A 19194-nucleotide genomic window follows, 5' to 3' on the forward strand; every position below is an offset into this window, starting at 1 on the left:
ACGAATTTTTTGCACAATGGCACCCATGAACCGCAGAAACATCCTCCTCGCCAGCGCCGTTGCCGCCGCAACGGTGTTTTCTCCCTCCATCGCTTCGGCGCAGGACACGGGCCAGCCCATCCGCCTGATCGTGCCGTATGCCCCCGGCGGCCCCATCGACGTGACGGCCCGCGCGCTGGCCGAGCGCGTGCGCGATTCGCTGGGCACAGTGATCATCGACAACAAGGGCGGTGCGGGCGGCAACATCGGCGCCGACGCCATTGCCAAGGCCGCACCCGATGGCCTGACCATCGGCATCGCCGCCACCGCCACCCATGCAGTCAACCCCTGGCTGTATGCGCGCATGCCGTATGACGCGGGCAAGGACTTTGCGGGCATCACGCAGATGGTGCGTGTGCCCAACGTGCTGGTCATGAACGCCGCCAAGGCTGAGCAACTCAAGATCCACACCGTGGCCGACCTGATCGCCTACGCCAAGGCCAACCCCGCCAAGCTCAACTACGGCAGCGGCGGTAACGGCAGCGCGGGCCACCTGGCGGGCGAAATGTTCAAGCAGCGCGCTGGCATTTATGCCCTGCACATCCCCTACCGGGGCGCCAACCCGGCCCAGCTGGCGCTGCTGGCGGGCGAGGTGGAATTCAACATCGACAACCTGGCCGCCGCTGCACCCAATATCCGCGCGGGCAAGCTGAAGGCCCTGGCCGTGACCTCGCTCGACGCCTCGGCATCGCTGCCGGGCGTTCCGCCGCTGTCCGCGACTTTCAAGGGCTTCTCCATCGACACCTGGTGGGGCCTGGTGGCGCCTGCGGCCACCCCCAAGCCCATCATCGACAAGCTGAACAAGGCCTTTGTGGCGGCACTGAATGCGCCCGAGACCAAGACCCGTTTTGCCGCCCTGCTGGCCGAACCCGTGGCCACCACGCCGCAGCAGTTCGACAGCTTCATGGCCAGCGAACGCGCCAAGTACCAGCAGGTGGTGAAGGCGTCGGGCGCGAAGGTGGATTGACCCCTGAGCTGCTGCGCGTCTTCCAACCAGGGAGACGCGATCCGTGGCCCGGCGGATCCGGTTCCACGGTGGCGCTGGTGTGGGGCATCACCCGCATCACCCGGTATGGGTAAGCCCGGCGCAGGGCAAGCAGGTTTTTAAGCTTTTTTGGCCTCTTGCGCCCGTCCATCAAGCGCAAGTAGCTCCTGATTCAGGAGCAAGCACCACCCACCACACCCTCGGCCCAGCGCCCGTCGGCCAGCGGGTAGATGCTCTGCGTGGTCACCGCCTGCAGGGCTTCCGCTGCCAGGCGCTCCGGCACCAGATCGGCCAAAGGACGCAGTACAAACGCGCGTTCGGCCATGCGGGGGTGGGGCACGGTGAGGGTGGGGGTGTCGATCACCTGGTCGCCAAACCACAGGATGTCCAGGTCCAGCGTGCGGGGTGCATTGCGGTAGGGGCGCTCGCGCCCGGCGGACTGTTCGATGGCCTGCAGCGCCTGCAGCAGGGCCTCGGGGGTGAGGGTGGTGGCCACTTCGGCCACGGCGTTCAGGTAGTCAGGCCCACCGGCATCCACGGGTGCGCTGCCATAGAGCGGCGACACCCGCAGCACGCGGGTGCCTGGGTATTGGCCCAGGGTAGCCAGGGCCTTGCGCAGGGCGGCTTCGCGCTCGCCCAGGTTGGCGCCCAGGCCGACGTAGACCAGGGTGGGCTGTGCGCCCACGTCCCGCAGACTCACTGAATCACTCACTCGCCTGCAGCGGCAGGCGCAGCGCCTTGACCACCGCCCGCCCCACCACCGGGTTTGCGGCGACGGCGGCGGCGCTTTTTGGGGGCGCTGCCTTCGGTGGCAAACTCCGTGCCCTCTTCCGACACCTCCGCATCCCCTGCAGGGCTCGCAGCACGCTGGGCCGCCACGGGTGCATTGCGAGGCACGCGCTTGACGACTGGCTGCTGCGCCTTCTGGCGGGCCCGCTGTTCTTCCTTGGCCTGGTCCATCAGGTCGTCGCGGCGCTCGTCGTCGGCCGCCTGGAAATCCTGCCACCACTCGGCCAGCGCTTCCTCTACCTCGCCCACATCGGCACGCAGGCGCATGAAGTCGAACCCGGCCCGGAAACGCGGCTGCATGACCATGCCGAACGGCGTGTTGCCCACGCGCTTTTCAAAGCGCGGCTGCATGACCCAGATCTCGCGCATGTCGGCGGCCAGCTTGCCCCGGCCCGACACGTCGCCGATGCGCTTGTCGAACACTTCGTCGATGGCCTCTTGCAATGCGGGCAACGGGTGCTGGCGCTGGTTCAGGCGCTCCTGCCAACCGTTGCGCACGTCTTCCCACAGCACGCAGGCCAGCAAGAAGCTGGGGGCCACGGGCTTGCCTTCGTTCACGCGGCGGTCGGTGTCCACCAGGGCGGCTTTCACAAACGGTGTGTCAGCGCGCTCCACGGCCACGTCCAGCAGCGGGTAGATGCCCTTGGCCATGCCCAGCTTCTTGAGCTGCTCGATGGTGGCGATGGCGTGGCCGGTTTGCAGCAGCTTGAGCATTTCGTCAAACATGCGGCTTTGGGGCACCTCGGCCAACAGGGCCTGCGACTGCACCAGGGGGGCGGCCGACTTGGCGTCGATGGTGAAGCCCAGCGGGCTGAGCTTGGCGGCAAAACGCACGGCGCGGATGATGCGCACCGGGTCTTCGCGGTAGCGCGTGGCGGGGTCGCCAATCATGCGCAGCGTCTTCTTCTTCGCGTCCTGGATGCCCTTGTGGTAGTCCACCACGATCTGGCTCACCGGGTCGTAGTACATGGCGTTGACGGTGAAGTCGCGGCGCGTGGCGTCTTCGTCCTGCGGGCCCCAGACGTTGTCGCGCAGCACGCGGCCGCTGGCGTCCACGGCGTGCTGCATGCCCGCAAGCTGCGCCTTGGAGGTTTTTTCGTTGCCGCTGACCTGGCCTGCGGCGCTGTTGTCAAGGTAGGCGCGGAAGGTGGAGACCTCAATCACCTCGTGCTCGCGGCCCCGGCCATGCACCACATGCACGATGCGAAAGCGCTTGCCGATGATGAAGGCGCGGCGGAACAGGCCCTTGACCTGCTCGGGCGTGGCATTGGTGGCCACGTCAAAGTCCTTGGGGCGCAGGCCCAGCAGCAGGTCGCGCACGGCCCCACCCACGATGTAGGCCTCGAAGCCCGCGTCCTTGAGCGTCTGCACGACCTCGGCCGCGCGGCGGTCCACCAGTTCGGGGTTGATGCCATGCACGCTGGCAGGCACCTCTTCGCGCTTGCCGAAATGGGGCTTGCCGCCCGAAGTACCGGGCGTCGATTTGCCCAGCAGTTTGTCGATGAACTTCTTGATCATGGGTAGGGAGATATCAGGGGGCTGCGCGCGCAGGGGTCAGGAGGCCGTCTGGCTGGCGGGCTCGGCGGAGGGTGCCAAGAACAGGTCCAGTATGCGCCAGCCGCGCTCCTGGGCCAGGGCGCGCAGGCGCGGGTCGGGGTTGGTGGCGACCGGGTGGTTCACCTTCTCCAGCAGGGGCACGTCGTTCATGGAATCGCTGTAGAACGTGCTCTCCACGTCGGCCCAGCTGAGCTGCCGCTCGGCCAGCCATTGTTCCATGCGGCGCACCTTGCCTTCGCGCATGGTCGGGATGCCGTCGATCTCGCCGGTGTACCAGCCGCTGGCATCACGCACCAGTTGCACGGCCAGGAGCTGCGGCACGCCCAGGGCCTGGGCGATGGGCGTGGTCACGAACTCGTTGGTGGCGGTGACGATCAGCACCTCGTCACCCGCCGCCTGGTGCTGGCGTATCAGGTCGAGCGCCTGGGGCTTGATGGCGGGGGTGATGACCTCGCGCATGAACTGCTGGTGCGCCGCTGCTGCGGCCTCGGGCCCGCGCAGGCGCACGGCCTCGGTGGCAAAGCGCACGTAGTCGTGCACGTCGAGCGTGCCAGCCTGGTAGTGGGCATAGAACTCGTCGTTGCGGCGCGCGAACTCCACCGGGTCGTTCCAGCCGATGCGGATGGTGAACTCACCCCACTCGTAGTCAGAATCGAGCGGCAGCAGCGTGTGGTCCAGGTCGAACAGCGCCAAGCGAAGGCGGCTTCTTTGCATTTCAGTCATTCAATAAGTTGCGCTGCGCGAGCGGTTGCAAAAACTGTCGCTACCCAAAGCCAGCGGCCGCCGCGCAAGGGCAGCCAAGCCGCGCATGCGGCGCTGCGCTGGCGGCGGCCCCCTTCCCGCAGTGCGCAGCACAGCGAGAGAAGGGGGAAGCGGCGCAGCCGCTCAGGGGGTTGTCCCTCATTTTTCATTCCGATTCGAGCATCGTCTTGAGCAGCGGAATCGTGATGGCGCGCTGGGTGCGCAGGGCAAACGCGTCGAGCTGGTCCAGCAACTGCATCAGGCTGCCCAGGTCGCGCGAAAAGCGGTTGAGCATGTAGTCCATGACTTCGTCGCCCAGGAACACGCCGCGCGCGTCGGCCTCCTGGCGCAGCACGGCGCGGCGCTCGGCCTCGCCCAGCAGTTGCAGCTGGAACACATGGCCCCAGCCCAGACGGCTGCGCAGGTCGTCGCGCAGCGGCAGGTCGGCGGGGGGCAGGTCGCCCGCCGCCAGCACCCAGCGCTGGCTGCCGCTGGCGGGACTGATGGCGTTGACGAACCAGTTGAAGGCCGTGGCCTGCTGGGCGGTGTCGTACAGATGCACGTCGTCCATGACAACGGCGGCCCAGCGCTCGTCAAAGTCTGGCGGCTCGCCCACCGTGGGGTCCAGCCAGCCCACGCTGGAGCCCTGCTCTCGCAGGGCCTGGCGCACGGCCTGCAGCAAATGGGTCTTGCCGCTGCCCGGCTCGCCCCACAGGTAGGTGGGCACCGGCGACCGCGTGGTTTCGCTGCTGCCCGCCCCGGCGGCCAGGCGCAGGTGCTGCAGCGCGGCCTCGTTGGGCCCGGCAAAAAACCGCTCCAGGGTCGGCCCGGTGGCCAGGCCGATGTCCAGCGCCAGTTGCTTCATCGTCATGCGCGGCACCCGCACAGCGCAGGCTGAACCGTGGCAGAAGGTGCGGAAGCGGCGGTCAGGAAGAGGGTCAGCAGCGGCATCACAAGTGGGTGGGAAGGCACCGGGCCGTCGATGACTCCGGCCAGGCGCGGCGACAAAGTGGCGTACGGCGCGTGGTCACCGACCGGCTCCCTGGCAGGGGCTGGGCGACAATGGCCGCGATTTTAGTCTGCTGCCAGCCCCCTGAGCCGCCGCTCGGCCCCACCCTCGCCTGCCTTGCACCATGACACCTCCCGCATCCCCCGCAAAGCGCCTGCCCGCGAGCATCTGGGCACTGGGCTTTGTCAGTCTGCTGATGGACGTGTCTTCCGAGATGATCCACAGCCTGCTGCCCGTGTTCCTGGTCGCCTCGCTGGGGGTCAGCATGCTGGCTGTGGGCCTCATCGAGGGCGCGGCCGAGGCCACGGCGCTAGTGCTCAAGGTGTTCTCGGGCGTACTGAGCGACTGGTGGGGGCGGCGCAAGCCGCTGGCGGTGCTGGGCTACGGACTCGGGGCGCTGTCCAAGCCGCTGTTTGCCATCGCGCCCACCGTGGGCTGGGTGGTCACCGCGCGCCTCATCGACCGCGTGGGCAAGGGCATCCGCGGCGCGCCGCGCGATGCACTGGTGGCCGACCTGGCGCCGCCCGGCATGCGGGGCGCGGCGTTCGGGCTGCGGCAGTCGCTGGACACCGCGGGCGCCTTTTTGGGCCCGCTGCTGGCCATGGGGCTGATGCTGCTGTGGGCCAATGACTTCCGCGCCGTGTTCTGGGTGGCGGTGATTCCGGCGGCCCTGTGTGTGGCCCTGCTGCTGGTGGGCGTGCAAGAGCCCGAGCGCGCCGCCAGCGCCATGCGCACCAACCCCATCCGCCGCGAGAACCTGCGCCGCCTGGGTGGCGCCTACTGGTGGGTGGTGGCGCTGGGCGCCGTGTTCACGCTGGCCCGCTTCAGCGAGGCGTTTCTGGTGCTGCGCGTACAGCAGGGCGGCCTGCCCCTGGCCTGGACGCCCCTGGTGCTGGTGCTGATGAACGTGGTGTTTGCGCTGGGCGCCTACCCCCTGGGCAAGCTGGCAGACAGCACCCGCCACACCACGCTGCTGGCCTGGGGGCTGGTGGTGCTGATCGCGGCCGATGCGCTGCTGGCCTTCAGCGACCGGGGCGCCGCCGCCTGGCTGGGCATTGCGCTGTGGGGCCTGCACATGGCCATGACACAGGGGCTGCTGGCCACCATGGTGGCCGACACCGCACCGGCCGACCTGCGGGGCACGGCGTTTGGCATGTTCAACCTGGTCAGCGGCGTGGCGCTGTTGGTGGCCAGCGGCCTGGCGGGCCTGCTGTGGGACCGGCTGGGCGCCAGCGCCACGTTTGGCGCCGGAATGCTGTTTGCCACGCTGGCGCTGGTCGGTGTGCTGGTGCAATCTGCCCGGCACGGCCGCACGCCAAAGCCCCCTGCCACACAGGGCTGAGTGAGAGCGCCGAGGCGTGCCCCTTAAAATCCCTAGATTCCAGCCCGCCCGGCGGGCCTACCAGCACCACACCATCCATGAGCTCTTCTGCCCCCTCCACCCCCATCTCCTACAAAGACGCCGGCGTTGACATCGACGCGGGCGACGCCCTGGTCGAGCGCATCAGGCCGCTGGCCAAGAAGACCATGCGCGAAGGCGTGCTGGCGGGCATCGGCGGCTTTGGCGCACTGTTTGAAGTGCCCAAGCGCTACAAGGAGCCCGTGCTGGTCTCCGGCACCGATGGCGTGGGCACCAAGCTCAAGCTGGCGTTTGAATGGAACATGCACGACACCGTGGGCATCGACCTGGTGGCCATGAGCGTGAACGATGTGCTGGTGCAGGGCGCCGAGCCACTGTTCTTCCTGGACTACTTTGCCTGCGGCAAGCTGGACGTGGACACGGCCGCCGCCGTGGTCGGCGGCATTGCCAAGGGCTGCGAACTCTCCGGTTGCGCGCTGATCGGCGGCGAAACCGCTGAAATGCCCGGCATGTACCCTGCGGGCGAGTACGACCTGGCCGGCTTTGCCGTAGGCGCGGTCGAAAAGTCCAAGATCCTGACCGGCAAGGACGTGAAGCCCGGCGACGTGGTGCTGGGCTTGGCCTCGGCCGGTGTGCACTCCAATGGTTTTTCGCTGGTGCGCAAGTGCATTGACCGTGCCGAAGCCGCTGGCACCGTGCCCGCCACGTTGGACGGCAAGCCTTTCAAGCAGGCCATCATGGAGCCCACCCGCCTGTACGTGAAGAACGTGCTGGCCGCGCTGGCCGCTCACCCCATCAAGGCCCTGGCCCACATCACCGGCGGTGGTTTGCTGGAGAACATCCCCCGCGTGCTGCCCGACGGCACTGCCGCGCACCTGAAGAAGGGCAGCTGGCCCCAGACCGAGCTGTTCGCCTGGCTGCAGAAGACGGCGGGCATCGACGACATCGAGATGAACCGCACCTTCAACAACGGCATCGGCATGGTGGTGGTGGTGGATGCGGCCAACGCCGAAGCCACGGCCGCCACGCTGCGTGCGGCCGGCGAGCAGGTCTACGCGATCGGCACGATTGCAGCACGTGGCGAAGGCGCCGCCGTGGTGGTGGCCTGACACACACCCAGCCTGGAACACTGCCCCTCACCGCGCATGGCGCAGCGCCCCGCTCCAGCCCCCGCCCCCTCAGCGCAGACTGAGCCCACGCCCACCACCCTGCCGCCGCGCGCCCTGAACCAGGGCATCGTGGTGGCCAGCTACCTGCTGGTGGCCGCTGTGCTGCTGCTGGTGATGTGGCGTGGCCTGCTGCCCGGGCTGCTGTGCGTGTGCCTGGGCTTTTTGCTCACCCGTGCGCTCACGGGCTGGTTTGCCGCAGGGCTGGGCCGCATTCAGCGCCAGACCACACCGTCCGCCACCCACCTGCGCGTGGCGCAGGTCACCGCTGCAGGCCTGGTAATGCTGCTACCGCTGGCCCTGCTGGCGCTGGGCCTGACCCATTCGCGCGGCTACCTGGTCAGTGCACCGCAGCAGTACCAGGAACTGCTCACCTACATGGCCCGCACGGTGCTGGAGCTGCGCCTGAAGCTCCCCGCCGACATGGCCGCCCACCTGCCCGAGGGTGTGGCCGACATCCAGCGCATCATTGCCAGCTATCTGGGCGCCAAGGCCGGTGCGCTGGCCATGGCGGGGCGGGCCTGGCTCGCCGGGGTGCTGTTTGCCTATGTGGGCCTGCTCATCGGCGCGCTCGCCGCCGTGCGCCCGCCGGTGCTGGCGCGCGGCCCGCTGGCCCAGCAGCTCAAGCTGCGCATCACGCTGTTTGGCGAGGCGTTCCGCCAGATCGTGGCGGCGCAGTTCTGGATCGCGGCGTTCAACACCCTGCTCACCGCCCTGTTCCTGCTGTTTGTGCTGCCCATCTGGGGGCTGCAACTGCCCTACACGCCGGTGCTGATCACCTTCACCTTCGTGGCCGGGCTGGTGCCCATCGTGGGCAATCTGGTGTGCAACGTGGTGATCACCATCGTGGGGCTGTCGGTGTCACCGCTCGCAGCCGCCGCCTGCCTGGGTTTTTTGATCCTGATCCACAAGGCCGAATACGTGATCAACGCCAAGGTGGTGGGCCGCCGCACCCAGATGGGCGTGTGGGAGCTTCTGAGTGTGATGTTCGTGGCCGAGGCCGTGTTTGGCCCTGCGGGGCTGGTGGCGGCGCCGCTGTTCTACGCCTACCTCAAGAAGGAACTGGTGGCCGCACGGCTGGTGTGACCCCGGGGTTGCTCACCGTGCCCAGGAGGCAGCCCTAGGCTGTATCAGTCATTTTTTGATAGCAGCTAGCGCAATACGCACTAGCGCTTGCGGCCATTTTCTTGCTTATTTTCCGAATTGCCGGGCCACAAAGGCCCAGATGAGCGCTGACGCATCCGGCCCGGCCGGGTCGCTGTAGGGCCGCTGGGCAGCGCCGCCACTCCAGGCATGCGCCAGCCCGACCACCTCGCGCAGCGCCACCACGGTGCGGCCCCGGGCCTTGAACTCGGTCACCCGCATGGGGTAGCGCTGGCCCCGCTGCAAGGTACGCACAGCCCCCGCCCGCGCGCCCAATGCACCAGCCCACAGCTGCGCGGTGACTGCCGCGTTGCGCACCGACACCACGCCATCGGCATCGCCGTGCACGATCAGCAGCGGAGGCAAGACCGCAGGGGCGCCGACGGGTAGCACCGGGGAGGCTGCAGCGGTAGACGCAAGAAGGTCGGGCAAATGGGCTTCGCGGCGGCCATGCATGGCCACCAGGGCGGTGGCGGCCGATTCGGCCGTGCCGGGCGCCACGCCCGAATGCATGGCCACGGCGCAGAACCGGTGGGGGAACAGCGCCGCCATCAGCACCGCCATGCTGGCGCCGGCCGACAGCCCGGCCACCGCCACCCGCGCCAGGTCCACCGGCAGGCGGCGCGCCACCTTGTCCACTGCAGCCAGCAGCGTGGCGGCTTCGGCCTCGGCACGGCCGTTGCGGCGTTCAAACCAGTTCCAGCAACCCTGGGCGTTGGCCACGCGCTCTTGCTCGGGGTACAGCACCACAAATCGATGTCGCGCCGCCAGCCGGTTCATGCGAGAGACGGCGGCAATGTCCCGCGCCGTTTGGCCGCAGCCGTGCAGCATGACCAGCAGCGGCAGCTTTTCGTCCGGGCGCACGGCCAGCCCGGTGGGCACGTAGGCATGGAACCGCCGCGCCCCTGCCGGGCCCGGGGCCACGCCAGAGATCCACTCGCCCCGCAGCGGCACCGGCTTGGTGGCCGCGCGCGGCGTACGGGCGATAGGCGGCACTGGGGCCACCGTACTTTTGCGCGGTGCAGCGCGCAGCTTTGACACCGCTTTGACCCGCACGGGCTTGCTGGCCGCCCCTGCCGCACGTGCAAAGGCCTTGAGATTGCGCTGGTAGGCCCGTGCCAGGGACGACAGGGAAAACAGGCGGGAGCGGCGGGGCATAGGCAGGAGGGCGTGCGGGCGATGTTCAAAACACAGGGAAAACCCTAGGCACCTTAACAGCTTCTTGCCATCCCTGGCGAATTGCTACGTTTTTTATAGCTATCAGGGCATGATTCACTAGCGCTTGAGGCTGCTTTTTCTTCAAACCACCCTCCAGCGGCAACCCAGGCCACCCCACCCGGCAAGCGGCGACAGCCAGGCCACTTCGCCAGCAAAATGCTGATGGCTGAAATTGATCGAATCCTGTCCTCGGCGGTTCGGACGTCGGCTCGCTGCGCACGGAAGATAAGCGCATCCCAACCACTGCCTCTGCGAGCCTTCCATGAAAACCTGTCTGATAGTGATTGATGTCCAGGAATCCTTCCGCCACCGCCCCTTCTTCACCGAACGCGACCTGCCCGCCTACCTGCAGGCGCAGAACGCGCTGATCGCCGGTTGCGTCGCCCAGGGCATCCCGGTGCTGCGCGTGTTCCACAGCGACGGCCCCGAAGTGGCCGAGAACCCGTTCTCGCAGGCCTCCGGCCAGGTGCGTGCGCTCGATGGCCTGGCGCCTTTCGAGGCGGCGGCCACCTTCACCAAGTCGCGCCACAGCGCGCTGGTGGGTACGGGGCTGGATGTGTGGCTCACGCGCCATGGCATTCAGCGCCTGATCATCAGCGGCATCCGCACCGAACAGTGCTGCGAAACCACCACGCGCCACGCGTCCGACCTGGGCTGGGACGTGGACTACGTGACCGACGCCACCCTGACCTGGGACATGGTCCAGCCCGACGGCCAGGTGCTGGCAGCCGCCGACATCAAGATCCGCACCGCCACCGTGCTGCAGGGCCGCTTTGCCACGCTGTGCACCGTGCAGCAGGCGCTGGACCGGGCGGCCGCATGAGCGCTCAATCGTTGCAGGTCGCCATCCTGGTGTTCGATGACGTGGAGGCCCTGGACCTGGGCGGGCCCTATGAGGTCTTCACCACCGCCAGCCGCATGCACCAGCGGCAACACCCGGAGGCCGTCGCACCGTTCGTGATGCAGTGTGTGGCCCGCAGCATGGCCCCGGTGCGCGCCCGCGCGGGCCTGCGCGTGTTGCCCGATGCGGACTTTGCCAGCGCCGCCGCACCCGATGTGCTGATCGTGCCCGGCGGCGTGGTCGATGCCGCTGCCGCCTGCCCCGCCACCCGCGCCTGGGTGGCCCAGGCGGCTGGGGCCGCGCAGATCACGGCCTCGGTGTGCACGGGGGCCTTCATCCTGGCCGCAGCCGGGGTGCTGACCGAAGGCCCGGCGACCACGCACTGGGAGGACATTGCCGACCTGCGCACGCAGTACCCCGCGCTCGACGTGTTGGAGAATCTGCGCTGGGTGGACCGGGGCGCGCTGGTCACGTCCGCTGGCATCAGCGCGGGCATCGACATGAGCCTGCACCTGGTCACCCGACTGCTGGGCGCGGCGCTGGCCGAGCGCACGGCCCGCCAGATGGACACGCCCTGGAACCCTCATCCATGACACGCTTTTAGCCACTCAACGCCATCAATGCCGAACCCGGTCCCCTCCCCCATCCACGTCTATTTCGCCCTGCTGCCGGGCAGCCTGGTGCTGGACTGGGCGGGCCCCGCCGAGGCGCTGCGCATCGCCAACCAGACCCTGGCCAAGCAAGGCCAGCCCGAGCGGTTTGTGCAACACTTTGTGAGCCCCACGCCCGAGTCTGTCTCGTCGGTCGGCGCCGTGCTCACCCGGCTGGAGCCACTGCCCGCCACCCTGCCCAGCCCCGCCTGGGTGGTGCTGGTGGGCCTGGCAGGGCAGCACATCGCGGTGGACGGTGACGAGGCCCGCGAACTGCTGCACTGGCTGCGCGGGCTGCGCCCTGTGGCAGGGCAGCTGGAGCTGATCACCGTGTGCGCGGGCTCGGTGCTGGCCGCCCACGCCGGCCTGCTGACGGGGCGCCGCGCCACCACGCACCACCAGCACCTGGAAGAGCTGGCCGCCGTGGACCCGCGCTGCGACGTGGTGGCCAACCGCGTGTTTGTGGCCGATGGCGCGGTGTACAGCAGCGCGGGCGTGACCACGGGCATCGACCTGCTGCTGCACCGCATCTCGGACACCTGCGGCCCCGCGCTGGCAGCCCAGGTGGCACAGGCCATGGTGGTGGCGCTGCGCCGGGGGCCCAACGACCCGGAGTTTTCGCCCTTTCTGCACCACCGCAACCACCTGCACCCGGCCCTGCACCGCGTGCAGGACGCCGTGGGGCAACAACCCCAGGCCGACTGGAGCGTGCCGCAGATGGCCGAGGTGGCCCACACCTCACCCCGGCATCTGACGCGGCTGTTTCTGGAACATGCGGGCATCGCACCGCTGCAATACCTGCGCCGCATCCGCCTGGCCACGGCCGAGGCCGCGCTGCGGTCCGGCCAGAACGTGACGCAGGCGGCGCTGATGGCGGGGTTCAGCTCCGACACGCAGCTGCGCCGGGCCTGGCACCAGTTCGGGCGCGGCGGCACGCCATCACAGGGCAATGCGCGCAGCCACTGAGGGGCCCGTCCTGCGTGATGCCGCGCGATGCACGCGACACGGCACCCGCCCATAATCAAGCCCTTTGCCGCACCACCCGCCGGGTCGCCACCATGCAAGAACCACCCCGCCCCGCCAACGAGCCCGATCGCCTGCAGGCCCTGCGCCAGCTGCTGATTCTGGACACGCCCCCCGAGGAGCGGTTTGACCGCCTGACAGCCTTCGCCGCGCAGGAGTTCGACGTGCCCACGGCGCTGCTCTCGCTCATCGACGACGACCGCCAGTGGTTCAAGTCCCGCGTGGGCATGGACCAGTGCGAGACCTCGCGGGGCATCTCGTTCTGCGGCCACGCCATCCTGCAGGACGACATCATGGTGGTGCCCGATGTGAACCAGGACGAGCGCTTCATCGACAACCCGCTGGTGACGGGCGATCCCCACATCCAGTTCTATGCCGGCGCCCCGCTCAAGCTGCCCGGCGGGCAGAACGTGGGCACGCTGTGCCTGATCGATAACAAACCACGCACCCTGGACGACATCGATCTGGCCATCCTGGGCTCGCTGCGCGATCTGGCGGTGGAAGAGCTGGTGCGGCGCGAACAGGGAGCACCCGCCCCATGAGCGACCGCAGCCCCCAGGACATCCTGCTGGTCGAACCCAGTTCGCTGACCGGCAGCATCATCGTGGCCACGGCCCGCCAGCTGAACCTGCCCGTGGTGCGGCAGGTGAACAGCGTGCGCATGGCCCAGCAGCGGCTGAGCCATCAGAGCTATGCGGGCGTGATCGTCTCGCTGGACGAGCAGGAGCAAGAGGCTGTCGCCCTGCTGGAGCAGGTGCGCAACGACACCCTGGCTGTCAGCGCCGATGTGCCGGTGGCGGTGACCACCACGCAGGTGGATGCGTCCACCGCCGTGAAGATGAAGGCCTTGCAGGTGCGGCGGGTGCTGATCAAGCCCTTCAAGGTGCGGGACGTGATCGCCACCATTGGCCTGCTGAAGGACAGATAGCCGCGCCCCCACCGCGCAGCCCGCCGGGTGCCTCCATCTCAATAGATCTCTGGCACGTACATGCTGGCAGGCACGGGCTGGCGCAGGTATTCGGGGTTGCGCACGCGGTCGGGCAGCACCACGGGCGGGTGTGGCACCTCCTGGTACGGCAGCTGTGACAGCAGGTGCGCAATGCAGTTCAGGCGCGCCTTTTTCTTGTCCACCGCCTGCACCACCCACCAGGGTGCTTCGGGGATGTGGGTGCGCTCCAGCATGGTCTCCTTGGCCTTGGTGTAGGCCTCCCAGCGCACGCGGCTTTCCAGGTCCATGGGGCTGAGCTTCCACTGCTTGAGCGGGTCGTGGATGCGGCCGAGGAAACGCAGGTGCTGCTCTTCATCGGTGATGGAGAACCAGTATTTGACCAGCGTGATGCCCGAACGCACCAGCATCTTTTCAAACTCGGGCACGGTGCGGAAGAACTCCTCGTATTCGTCGTCGGTGCAAAAGCCCATCACCCTTTCGACGCCCGCACGGTTGTACCAGCTGCGGTCAAACAGCACCATCTCGCCCGCCGCAGGCAGATGCGCCACATAGCGCTGGAAGTACCACTGCGTGCGCTCGCGGTCGTTGGGCGCGGGCAGCGCGGCCACGCGGGCCACACGGGGGTTCAGGCGCTGCGTGATGCGCTTGATGACACCGCCCTTGCCTGCGGCATCGCGCCCCTCGAACAGGATCACCACCTTCTGGCGGCTGTGCTGCACCCAGTCCTGCAGCTTGACCAGCTCGCCCTGCAGGCGAAACAGGTCCTTGAAGTACTGCTGGCGCGCCAGTTTGTCGCCGGGGCTGGGGGCGCCGATGTCATCGACCTCGCGGTCTTCGATCTCCAGCTCAATCTCTTCGTCGTAGCTGTCAACGAGGTCGTTGGCGATGCATTGCATCAGCTCCTGTGTGTCGAGGGCGTTGTTGTGGAACATGGGCAACCATCCGGCAGTAGTGCAAAACAGATGCGCGATGGTGGACCGCTGCGGTGACAGCGCCGTGACACTGGCGTGATCCGTCACAACGCTGTCACAACCACAGGCCAGCATGCGAGGCCGTGCCGCCCGCAGACCACTCCCTGTCTTTGTCCAACCCTTTCCCCGCCAGTGCCAGCCAGAACTACGGCGCAGACGCCGCCGGGCTGATCTGCGGCTATCTGCTGGGCACCGATACCCCACCCCAGGAGGTGGATTCGGCCCAGGCTGCGCTGTGGCTGGCGAGCCTGCAGGCCGGTGCTGCGCCGTCGGACCAGTTTCTGTGGCTGCACTTCAACCTGAGCCACGCGCAGGCGGTGCGCTGGATGGAGCGGCATGCCCATCTGCCGGAAGCCTTTTTTGATGCGCTCAAGGACCGCTCGGTGTCCACGCGCATCGAACGCGACGATGACACGCTGATTGCGGTGCTCAACGACGCCCACTTTGATTTTGCGTTCGAGCCCTCGGACATCGCCACGCTGTGGACCAGCGTGGCGCCCCACCTGATGGTGACCGGGCGCACACGACCGCTGCGGTCGGTGGATGCGCTGCGCACCACGGTGCGCAGCGGCAATGCTCCGTGCTCCAGCGTGGCGCTGTTGGCCGAACTGATGCGCACGCAGGCGTCAGGCCTCGTGGACATCGTGCGGGGTGTGACCCAGCGCATCGACGATGTGGAAGACGCGCTGCTGGCTGGCCGCCTGGACCACAAGCGCGCACGGCTGGGCGTGCTGCGGCGCCTGCTGGTGCGGCTGCAGCGGCTGCTGGCCCCCGAGCCTGCTGCGCTGTTCCGCCTGCTGCAGCACCCTCCGGCCTGGATGGGCGCCGACGATGCGCAGGAGCTGCGCGATTCGACCGAAGAGTTCTCGGTGGTGCTGCGCGACATGCAGGGCCTGCAGGAACGCATCAAGCTGCTGCAGGAGGAAATTGCCGCCAGCGTGCAGGAGGCCAACAGCCGCAGCCTGTTTGTGTTGACGGTGGTGACCGTGCTGGCCTTGCCCATCAACATCCTGGCCGGCCTGTTTGGCATGAATGTGGGCGGCGTGCCGCTGGCGGACAACGGCCACGGCTTCTGGATCATCGTGGCCGTGGTGGCGGCCTTCACGGCGGTGGCGGGCTGGCTGGCCCTGCGGGGCACGCGCGATCAGTAAGTAGGTGGGACTGTTCGGCAGTCGGCAGGTTTGATCGCCCGACAAGCAAGACAGGCCCGGTGGCTAGCCCCACTACAATGCCGCCCCTTGCCCAGCTCCCCGGACCGCCTGCCACCATGAACATCGTCGTCAACGAAGAACTCAAAGCCTACATCGAACCCCTGACGCCCGACGAACACGACGCGCTGGAGCGCAGCATCCTCACCGAAGGCTGCCGCGACGCACTGGTGCTGTGGGGCGATGTGCTGGTGGACGGGCACAACCGCTACGGCATCTGCCAGAAGCATGGCCTGCCTTTCCAGACCGTGCAGAACCCGCGCTTTCAGTCGATGGAAGACGTGCACCTGTGGATGATCGACCAGCACCTGGGCCGCCGCAGCGTGTCCGACTTCCAGCGCGGCGTGCTGGCCCTGCGCAAGCGCGAGATCATGGCCGAGCGCAAGGCGCGCGCAGCCACTGCCACAGACACTGCAGAGGCCACCCCCACGGCGGATGTGCCCGAGGCCGCAGCCGCCCTGCCCGCCCCCGACCCGCTGAACAGCCGAGAGGCCATTGCCAAGGCTGCGCGGCTGAGCAGCAGCCAGGTGGTGATGATCGAAAAAATCCAGAAACAGGCGGCCCCCGAGCTGGTGGCCGCCGTCAAGTCCGGCACCATCTCCATCAACGCCGCAGCCGCTGTGGCTACTCTGCCCGCCGAGGAACAGGTGGCAGCCGCAGTGGCCGGTAAGGACGAACTCAAGCAGGCAGCGAAGCGGGTGCGCGAACTCAACAAGCGCAAGCCACGCGAGGAGGCGCCATCAGACGACAAAGCCCATGCTGAGACAGCCGCCGGTGCCGAAGGGAACACCGACGAGTTGCACGCCCTTCGCCAGCGTGTGGCAGAGCTGACGGCGGAGAACACCGAGCTGCGCCGCCAGGTAGCGCAACTGCAGGCGGCGCTGCCTGCAGACAGCACGCCGTTCTAAAACTGTCTGGGGAGTCGGCCGCCGGGGTTCACCCGTTGGCGTTGCGCAGCGCGCTCAGCCGGTCGGCGATAAGGTCCAGGTCAAGCCCGTCTTCACTGTGGGCCAGATAGGCCTCCAGGTCAGCCACGGCCTCGGCCGTGTTGCCGCGCTCGGCATGCGCGAGGCCCCGGTCGCGCCGCTCGCCCCAGGCCTCGGGCAACAACACGATCAGCCGGTCCAGCACGGCAATCAGCCGCTGCCAGTCCTGCTGGGTGCGGTGCACTTCCTTGAGGTTGCGCAGCATGCGCGCAATGATGTCGCGCGGCGTGGCGGCTTGCAGGTACAGGCCCAGCGGCACATCGTAGTCGTCCACCAGGCCGTTGCGGCGCTTGTAGGGCTCCAGCCGCTCGGCCAGTTCCTCGCGGCTCAGGGACTGACCCGAGATCGGGTCCAGCACCACTTGGCCCTTGGGCAGCAGCACCTTGACCATGAAGTGCCCCGGGAACGCAATGCCCCGCGCGTGCAGGCCCAGCCCCTGGGCCAGTTCCATCCACAGCACGGCCAGGCTGATGGGAATGCCCCGGCGCGTGCGCAGCACGGCATTCAGGTAGCTGTTTTCGGGGTCGTAGTAGTTGTTGATGTTGCCGCCAAAACCCAGGTCGGCAAAAAAGAACTGGTTGAGCGTCCGCAGCCGCTGCAGCGCGGGTGCATCAGCGGGCAGGCGGCGCTTGATGCGGGCCTGCAGCTGGTCCACGTCGCCCAGCAGTTGCTGCACATCGAACTCGGGGTATTCATCCTGCGCAAGGCTGGCGGCCGCTTCGAGCAAGGGAAAGTGGTCGTCGCTCTGCACCAGCGATGCAAAGTACTCCAGCGAGGTGGGCACAGAAAGGCTCAAGGACATGGCAGCTTTGTACGGGGCCGCTGCCATGGCGTCAAGCCACAGAAGCACGGGCTTTGCAGGGTATTTCGGAGGCCAAACGGGCAGCTGCCGGTCAGCGGCGCAGCAGCTGGCGCAGCTTCAGCCCGGCGGCCCACAGGGCGCCAAAGTACAGCACCGCAGCGGCCACCATCATCGCGGCCAGCAGGCCGATGCGCTGAAGGCGCTGCGCTTTCATTTCCACCCAGTCGAAGTGCTGCGCACCCCAAGCCAGCAGCACGGCCAGCAAGGCGCTGGCAGCCACCACCTGCAGGGCAAACCGCCCCCAGCCCGGCAGGGGCCGGTAGCTGCCACGCCGCAGCAGTCCCACCAGCAGCCACGTGGCGTTGATGACCGCCCCCACGCCGATGGACAGCGTCAGCGCGGCATGCTGCAAATAGGGCACCAGCACCAGGTTCATCATCTGCGTGAACACCAGCACCGCCACCGCAATCAGCATGGGGGTACGCATGTCGTGCTTGGCAAAGTAGCCTGGCGCCAGCACCTTGATGGCCACGATGCCCACAATGCCCACCCCGTAGCCCGCCAGCGCGAGCGTGGTCTGCTGCACATCCCGGTCGGCAAAGGCGCCGTAGTGGTAGAGCACGGCCACCAGGGGCTTGGCAAACACCAGCAGTGCCACCATGCAGGGCACCGACAGCACCACCACCAGCCGCAGCCCCCAGTCGAGCATGCCCGAATAGCGTTCGTCATCCTGCTTGGCGCGGGCACTGGCCAGCTGCGGCATCAGCACCACGCCCAACGCCACGCCCAACAGGGCGGTGGGCAGCTCCATCAGGCGGTCGGCATAGGTGATCCAGCTCACGCTGCCAGTGGCCAGGTGCGAGGCAATCTGCGTATTGATGAGCAGCGAAACCTGCGCCACGCTCACCCCCAGCAAGGCGGGCAGCATCAGGCGCGCCACCTTGCGGGTGGTGGGGTCGGCCCAGGCCGCACGGATGGCCGCCCAGCGCACCCCAATGCGCGGCAGCAACCCCAGGCGCAGCAGCGCAGGCACCTGAATGCCCAGTTGCAGCAGGCCGCCCAGCATCACGCCCGCTGCCTGGGCATAGATGGGCTCAATGCCGTGGCGTGCAAACAAGGGCGCGCCCAGCGTGATGGACAGGATAAGGGCGATGTTGAGCAGCACCGGCGAGGCGGCGGGCACCGCAAACTTCTTCCAGGTATTGAGAATGCCCCCCGCCAGCGCCACCAGCGACATGAAGCCGATGTAGGGGAACATCCAGCGCGTCATCGTGACGGCCGCATCAAAACCCTGGGGGGACTGTTTCATGCCACTGGCCATGGCCCACACCATCCAGGGCGCGCCCAGCACACCGGCGATGCACAGCAGCACCAGCGTCCAGGCCAGCAAGGTGCCCACATGGTCGATCAGCGCCTTGGCGCCGTCGTCGCCCTCCTCGGCCCGGGTGGCAGCCAGCACCGGCACAAAAGCCTGGCTGAAGGCGCCCTCGCCCAGCACGCGGCGGAACAGGTTGGGAATGCGGAACGCCACATTGAAAGCGTCCGTCATGGCACTGACCCCGAAGACGGAGGCCATGAGCAACTCGCGCACCAGCCCCGTGATGCGGGAGACGAGGGTCAACAGGGAAACGGTGGAGGCGGCTTTGAACAGTGACACCGGCGGGAGTGTATGCGCTTGCAGGCGCGCACTGGCAGCGGGCCGAGCGGCCCCAGAGGGCGACGGTATCTTCAAAGGACGATCCTTCACGAGGGAGTGG

The 19194-nt window shown here is 67.9% G+C and carries 19 protein-coding genes; 11 read left to right on the plus strand and 8 right to left on the minus strand.

Going from position 1 to position 19194, the window contains the following annotated elements:
- Nucleotides 1–25 precede the first annotated feature (25 nt).
- Nucleotides 26–1006 (plus strand): tripartite tricarboxylate transporter substrate binding protein, encoded by a 981-nt coding sequence (locus C380_RS18500; RefSeq protein WP_015015366.1) that lies wholly within the window; start codon nucleotides 26–28, stop codon nucleotides 1004–1006.
- 190 nt (nucleotides 1007–1196) lie between these two features.
- Here the strand turns inward: C380_RS18500 and folK are convergent, their stop codons facing one another.
- The 4 genes from folK to hda form a co-directional block, all read right to left on the minus strand.
- Nucleotides 1197–1724, minus strand: a complete 528-nt coding sequence (folK, locus tag C380_RS18505) for a 2-amino-4-hydroxy-6-hydroxymethyldihydropteridine diphosphokinase (protein ID WP_015015367.1) — start codon at nucleotides 1722–1724, stop codon at nucleotides 1197–1199.
- An 8-nt stretch (nucleotides 1725–1732) separates the two neighbouring features.
- Nucleotides 1733–3331 (minus strand): polynucleotide adenylyltransferase PcnB, encoded by a 1599-nt coding sequence (gene pcnB / locus C380_RS18510; protein ID WP_015015368.1) that lies wholly within the window; start codon nucleotides 3329–3331, stop codon nucleotides 1733–1735.
- Nucleotides 3332–3367: 36 nt separating this feature from the next.
- Entirely contained in the window at nucleotides 3368–4084 is a 717-nt protein-coding gene (locus tag C380_RS18515; RefSeq protein ID WP_369750469.1) for an HAD family hydrolase, read from the minus strand.
- Nucleotides 4085–4277: 193 nt separating this feature from the next.
- Nucleotides 4278–4976 (minus strand): DnaA regulatory inactivator Hda, encoded by a 699-nt coding sequence (gene hda / locus C380_RS18520; RefSeq protein ID WP_015015370.1) that lies wholly within the window; start codon nucleotides 4974–4976, stop codon nucleotides 4278–4280.
- Nucleotides 4977–5244: 268 nt separating this feature from the next.
- Between hda and C380_RS18525 the strand changes: the two genes are divergently transcribed.
- The 3 genes from C380_RS18525 to C380_RS18535 all read left to right on the plus strand — a co-directional run bounded on the left by C380_RS18525 (nucleotide 5245) and on the right by C380_RS18535 (nucleotide 8732).
- Entirely contained in the window at nucleotides 5245–6462 is a 1218-nt protein-coding gene (locus C380_RS18525; protein WP_015015371.1) for an MFS transporter, read from the plus strand.
- A 77-nt stretch (nucleotides 6463–6539) separates the two neighbouring features.
- Complete coding sequence (purM, locus tag C380_RS18530) at nucleotides 6540–7589, plus strand: phosphoribosylformylglycinamidine cyclo-ligase (protein ID WP_015015372.1); 1050 nt, start codon at nucleotides 6540–6542, stop codon at nucleotides 7587–7589.
- 36 nt (nucleotides 7590–7625) lie between these two features.
- Nucleotides 7626–8732 carry an AI-2E family transporter gene (locus C380_RS18535; RefSeq protein WP_015015373.1) on the plus strand — a complete coding sequence of 369 codons (1107 nt, stop codon included), beginning with the start codon at nucleotides 7626–7628 and terminating at the stop codon, nucleotides 8730–8732.
- Nucleotides 8733–8837: 105 nt separating this feature from the next.
- On the opposite strand, the gene C380_RS18540 is transcribed toward C380_RS18535, so the two are convergent.
- Nucleotides 8838–9947: a PHB depolymerase family esterase gene (locus C380_RS18540; RefSeq protein ID WP_015015374.1), complete on the minus strand. Its 1110-nt coding sequence runs from the start codon at nucleotides 9945–9947 to the stop codon at nucleotides 8838–8840.
- A 322-nt stretch (nucleotides 9948–10269) separates the two neighbouring features.
- On the opposite strand from C380_RS18540, the gene C380_RS18545 reads away from it, so the two are divergent.
- From C380_RS18545 to C380_RS18565, 5 genes are all read left to right on the plus strand, one after another.
- Nucleotides 10270–10830, plus strand: coding sequence for an isochorismatase family protein (locus C380_RS18545; protein WP_015015375.1), 561 nt, complete (start codon nucleotides 10270–10272; stop codon nucleotides 10828–10830).
- Nucleotides 10827–11441, plus strand: a complete 615-nt coding sequence (locus tag C380_RS18550; RefSeq protein WP_015015376.1) for a DJ-1/PfpI family protein — start codon at nucleotides 10827–10829, stop codon at nucleotides 11439–11441. Before C380_RS18545 ends, C380_RS18550 begins: the two co-directional genes overlap by 4 nt.
- Before the next feature lie 27 nt (nucleotides 11442–11468).
- Nucleotides 11469–12464: a GlxA family transcriptional regulator gene (locus C380_RS18555; protein WP_015015377.1), complete on the plus strand. Its 996-nt coding sequence runs from the start codon at nucleotides 11469–11471 to the stop codon at nucleotides 12462–12464.
- Between the two features lie 92 nt (nucleotides 12465–12556).
- A complete protein-coding gene (locus C380_RS18560; protein WP_083871683.1) occupies nucleotides 12557–13063 on the plus strand; it encodes a GAF domain-containing protein in 507 nt (168 codons plus the stop codon).
- Nucleotides 13060–13449, plus strand: a complete 390-nt coding sequence (locus tag C380_RS18565) for a response regulator (protein ID WP_015015379.1) — start codon at nucleotides 13060–13062, stop codon at nucleotides 13447–13449. Before C380_RS18560 ends, C380_RS18565 begins: the two co-directional genes overlap by 4 nt.
- Before the next feature lie 38 nt (nucleotides 13450–13487).
- Here C380_RS18565 and ppk2 read toward each other — a convergent pair whose 3' ends face one another.
- Nucleotides 13488–14402, minus strand: a complete 915-nt coding sequence (gene ppk2, locus C380_RS18570; protein WP_015015380.1) for a polyphosphate kinase 2 — start codon at nucleotides 14400–14402, stop codon at nucleotides 13488–13490.
- Between the two features lie 149 nt (nucleotides 14403–14551).
- On the opposite strand from ppk2, the gene C380_RS18575 reads away from it, so the two are divergent.
- Together C380_RS18575 and C380_RS18580 are read left to right on the plus strand one after the other, a co-directional pair.
- Nucleotides 14552–15592, plus strand: coding sequence for a transporter (locus tag C380_RS18575; RefSeq protein WP_043566848.1), 1041 nt, complete (start codon nucleotides 14552–14554; stop codon nucleotides 15590–15592).
- A 116-nt stretch (nucleotides 15593–15708) separates the two neighbouring features.
- Nucleotides 15709–16557, plus strand: a complete 849-nt coding sequence (locus C380_RS18580; protein ID WP_015015382.1) for a hypothetical protein — start codon at nucleotides 15709–15711, stop codon at nucleotides 16555–16557.
- A 28-nt stretch (nucleotides 16558–16585) separates the two neighbouring features.
- Here C380_RS18580 and C380_RS18585 read toward each other — a convergent pair whose 3' ends face one another.
- Complete coding sequence (locus C380_RS18585) at nucleotides 16586–17437, minus strand: SirB1 family protein (protein WP_015015383.1); 852 nt, start codon at nucleotides 17435–17437, stop codon at nucleotides 16586–16588.
- A gap of 91 nt (nucleotides 17438–17528) precedes the next feature.
- A complete protein-coding gene (gene murJ, locus C380_RS18590) occupies nucleotides 17529–19094 on the minus strand; it encodes a murein biosynthesis integral membrane protein MurJ (protein WP_015015384.1) in 1566 nt (521 codons plus the stop codon).
- Nucleotides 19095–19194 lie beyond the last annotated feature (100 nt).

Source organism: Acidovorax sp. KKS102, assembly GCF_000302535.1.
Classification (GTDB): Bacteria; Pseudomonadota; Gammaproteobacteria; order Burkholderiales; family Burkholderiaceae_C; genus Acidovorax.

What these genes read in the sequence shown, in the direction of transcription:
- C380_RS18500 (WP_015015366.1), top strand. Translation starts at nt 26, where the DNA reads ATGAACCGCAGAAACATCCTCCTCGCCAGCGCCGTTGCCGCCGCAACG.
- pcnB (WP_015015368.1), bottom strand. Translation starts at nt 3,331, where the DNA reads ATGATCAAGAAGTTCATCGACAAACTGCTGGGCAAATCGACGCCCGGT.
- C380_RS18515 (WP_369750469.1), bottom strand. Translation starts at nt 4,084, where the DNA reads ATGCAAAGAAGCCGCCTTCGCTTGGCGCTGTTCGACCTGGACCACACG.
- hda (WP_015015370.1), bottom strand. Translation starts at nt 4,976, where the DNA reads ATGAAGCAACTGGCGCTGGACATCGGCCTGGCCACCGGGCCGACCCTG.
- C380_RS18525 (WP_015015371.1), top strand. Translation starts at nt 5,245, where the DNA reads ATGACACCTCCCGCATCCCCCGCAAAGCGCCTGCCCGCGAGCATCTGG.
- purM (WP_015015372.1), top strand. Translation starts at nt 6,540, where the DNA reads ATGAGCTCTTCTGCCCCCTCCACCCCCATCTCCTACAAAGACGCCGGC.
- C380_RS18535 (WP_015015373.1), top strand. Translation starts at nt 7,626, where the DNA reads ATGGCGCAGCGCCCCGCTCCAGCCCCCGCCCCCTCAGCGCAGACTGAG.
- C380_RS18540 (WP_015015374.1), bottom strand. Translation starts at nt 9,947, where the DNA reads ATGCCCCGCCGCTCCCGCCTGTTTTCCCTGTCGTCCCTGGCACGGGCC.
- C380_RS18545 (WP_015015375.1), top strand. Translation starts at nt 10,270, where the DNA reads ATGAAAACCTGTCTGATAGTGATTGATGTCCAGGAATCCTTCCGCCAC.
- C380_RS18550 (WP_015015376.1), top strand. Translation starts at nt 10,827, where the DNA reads ATGAGCGCTCAATCGTTGCAGGTCGCCATCCTGGTGTTCGATGACGTG.
- C380_RS18555 (WP_015015377.1), top strand. Translation starts at nt 11,469, where the DNA reads ATGCCGAACCCGGTCCCCTCCCCCATCCACGTCTATTTCGCCCTGCTG.
- C380_RS18560 (WP_083871683.1), top strand. Translation starts at nt 12,557, where the DNA reads ATGCAAGAACCACCCCGCCCCGCCAACGAGCCCGATCGCCTGCAGGCC.
- C380_RS18565 (WP_015015379.1), top strand. Translation starts at nt 13,060, where the DNA reads ATGAGCGACCGCAGCCCCCAGGACATCCTGCTGGTCGAACCCAGTTCG.
- ppk2 (WP_015015380.1), bottom strand. Translation starts at nt 14,402, where the DNA reads ATGTTCCACAACAACGCCCTCGACACACAGGAGCTGATGCAATGCATC.
- C380_RS18580 (WP_015015382.1), top strand. Translation starts at nt 15,709, where the DNA reads ATGAACATCGTCGTCAACGAAGAACTCAAAGCCTACATCGAACCCCTG.
- C380_RS18585 (WP_015015383.1), bottom strand. Translation starts at nt 17,437, where the DNA reads ATGTCCTTGAGCCTTTCTGTGCCCACCTCGCTGGAGTACTTTGCATCG.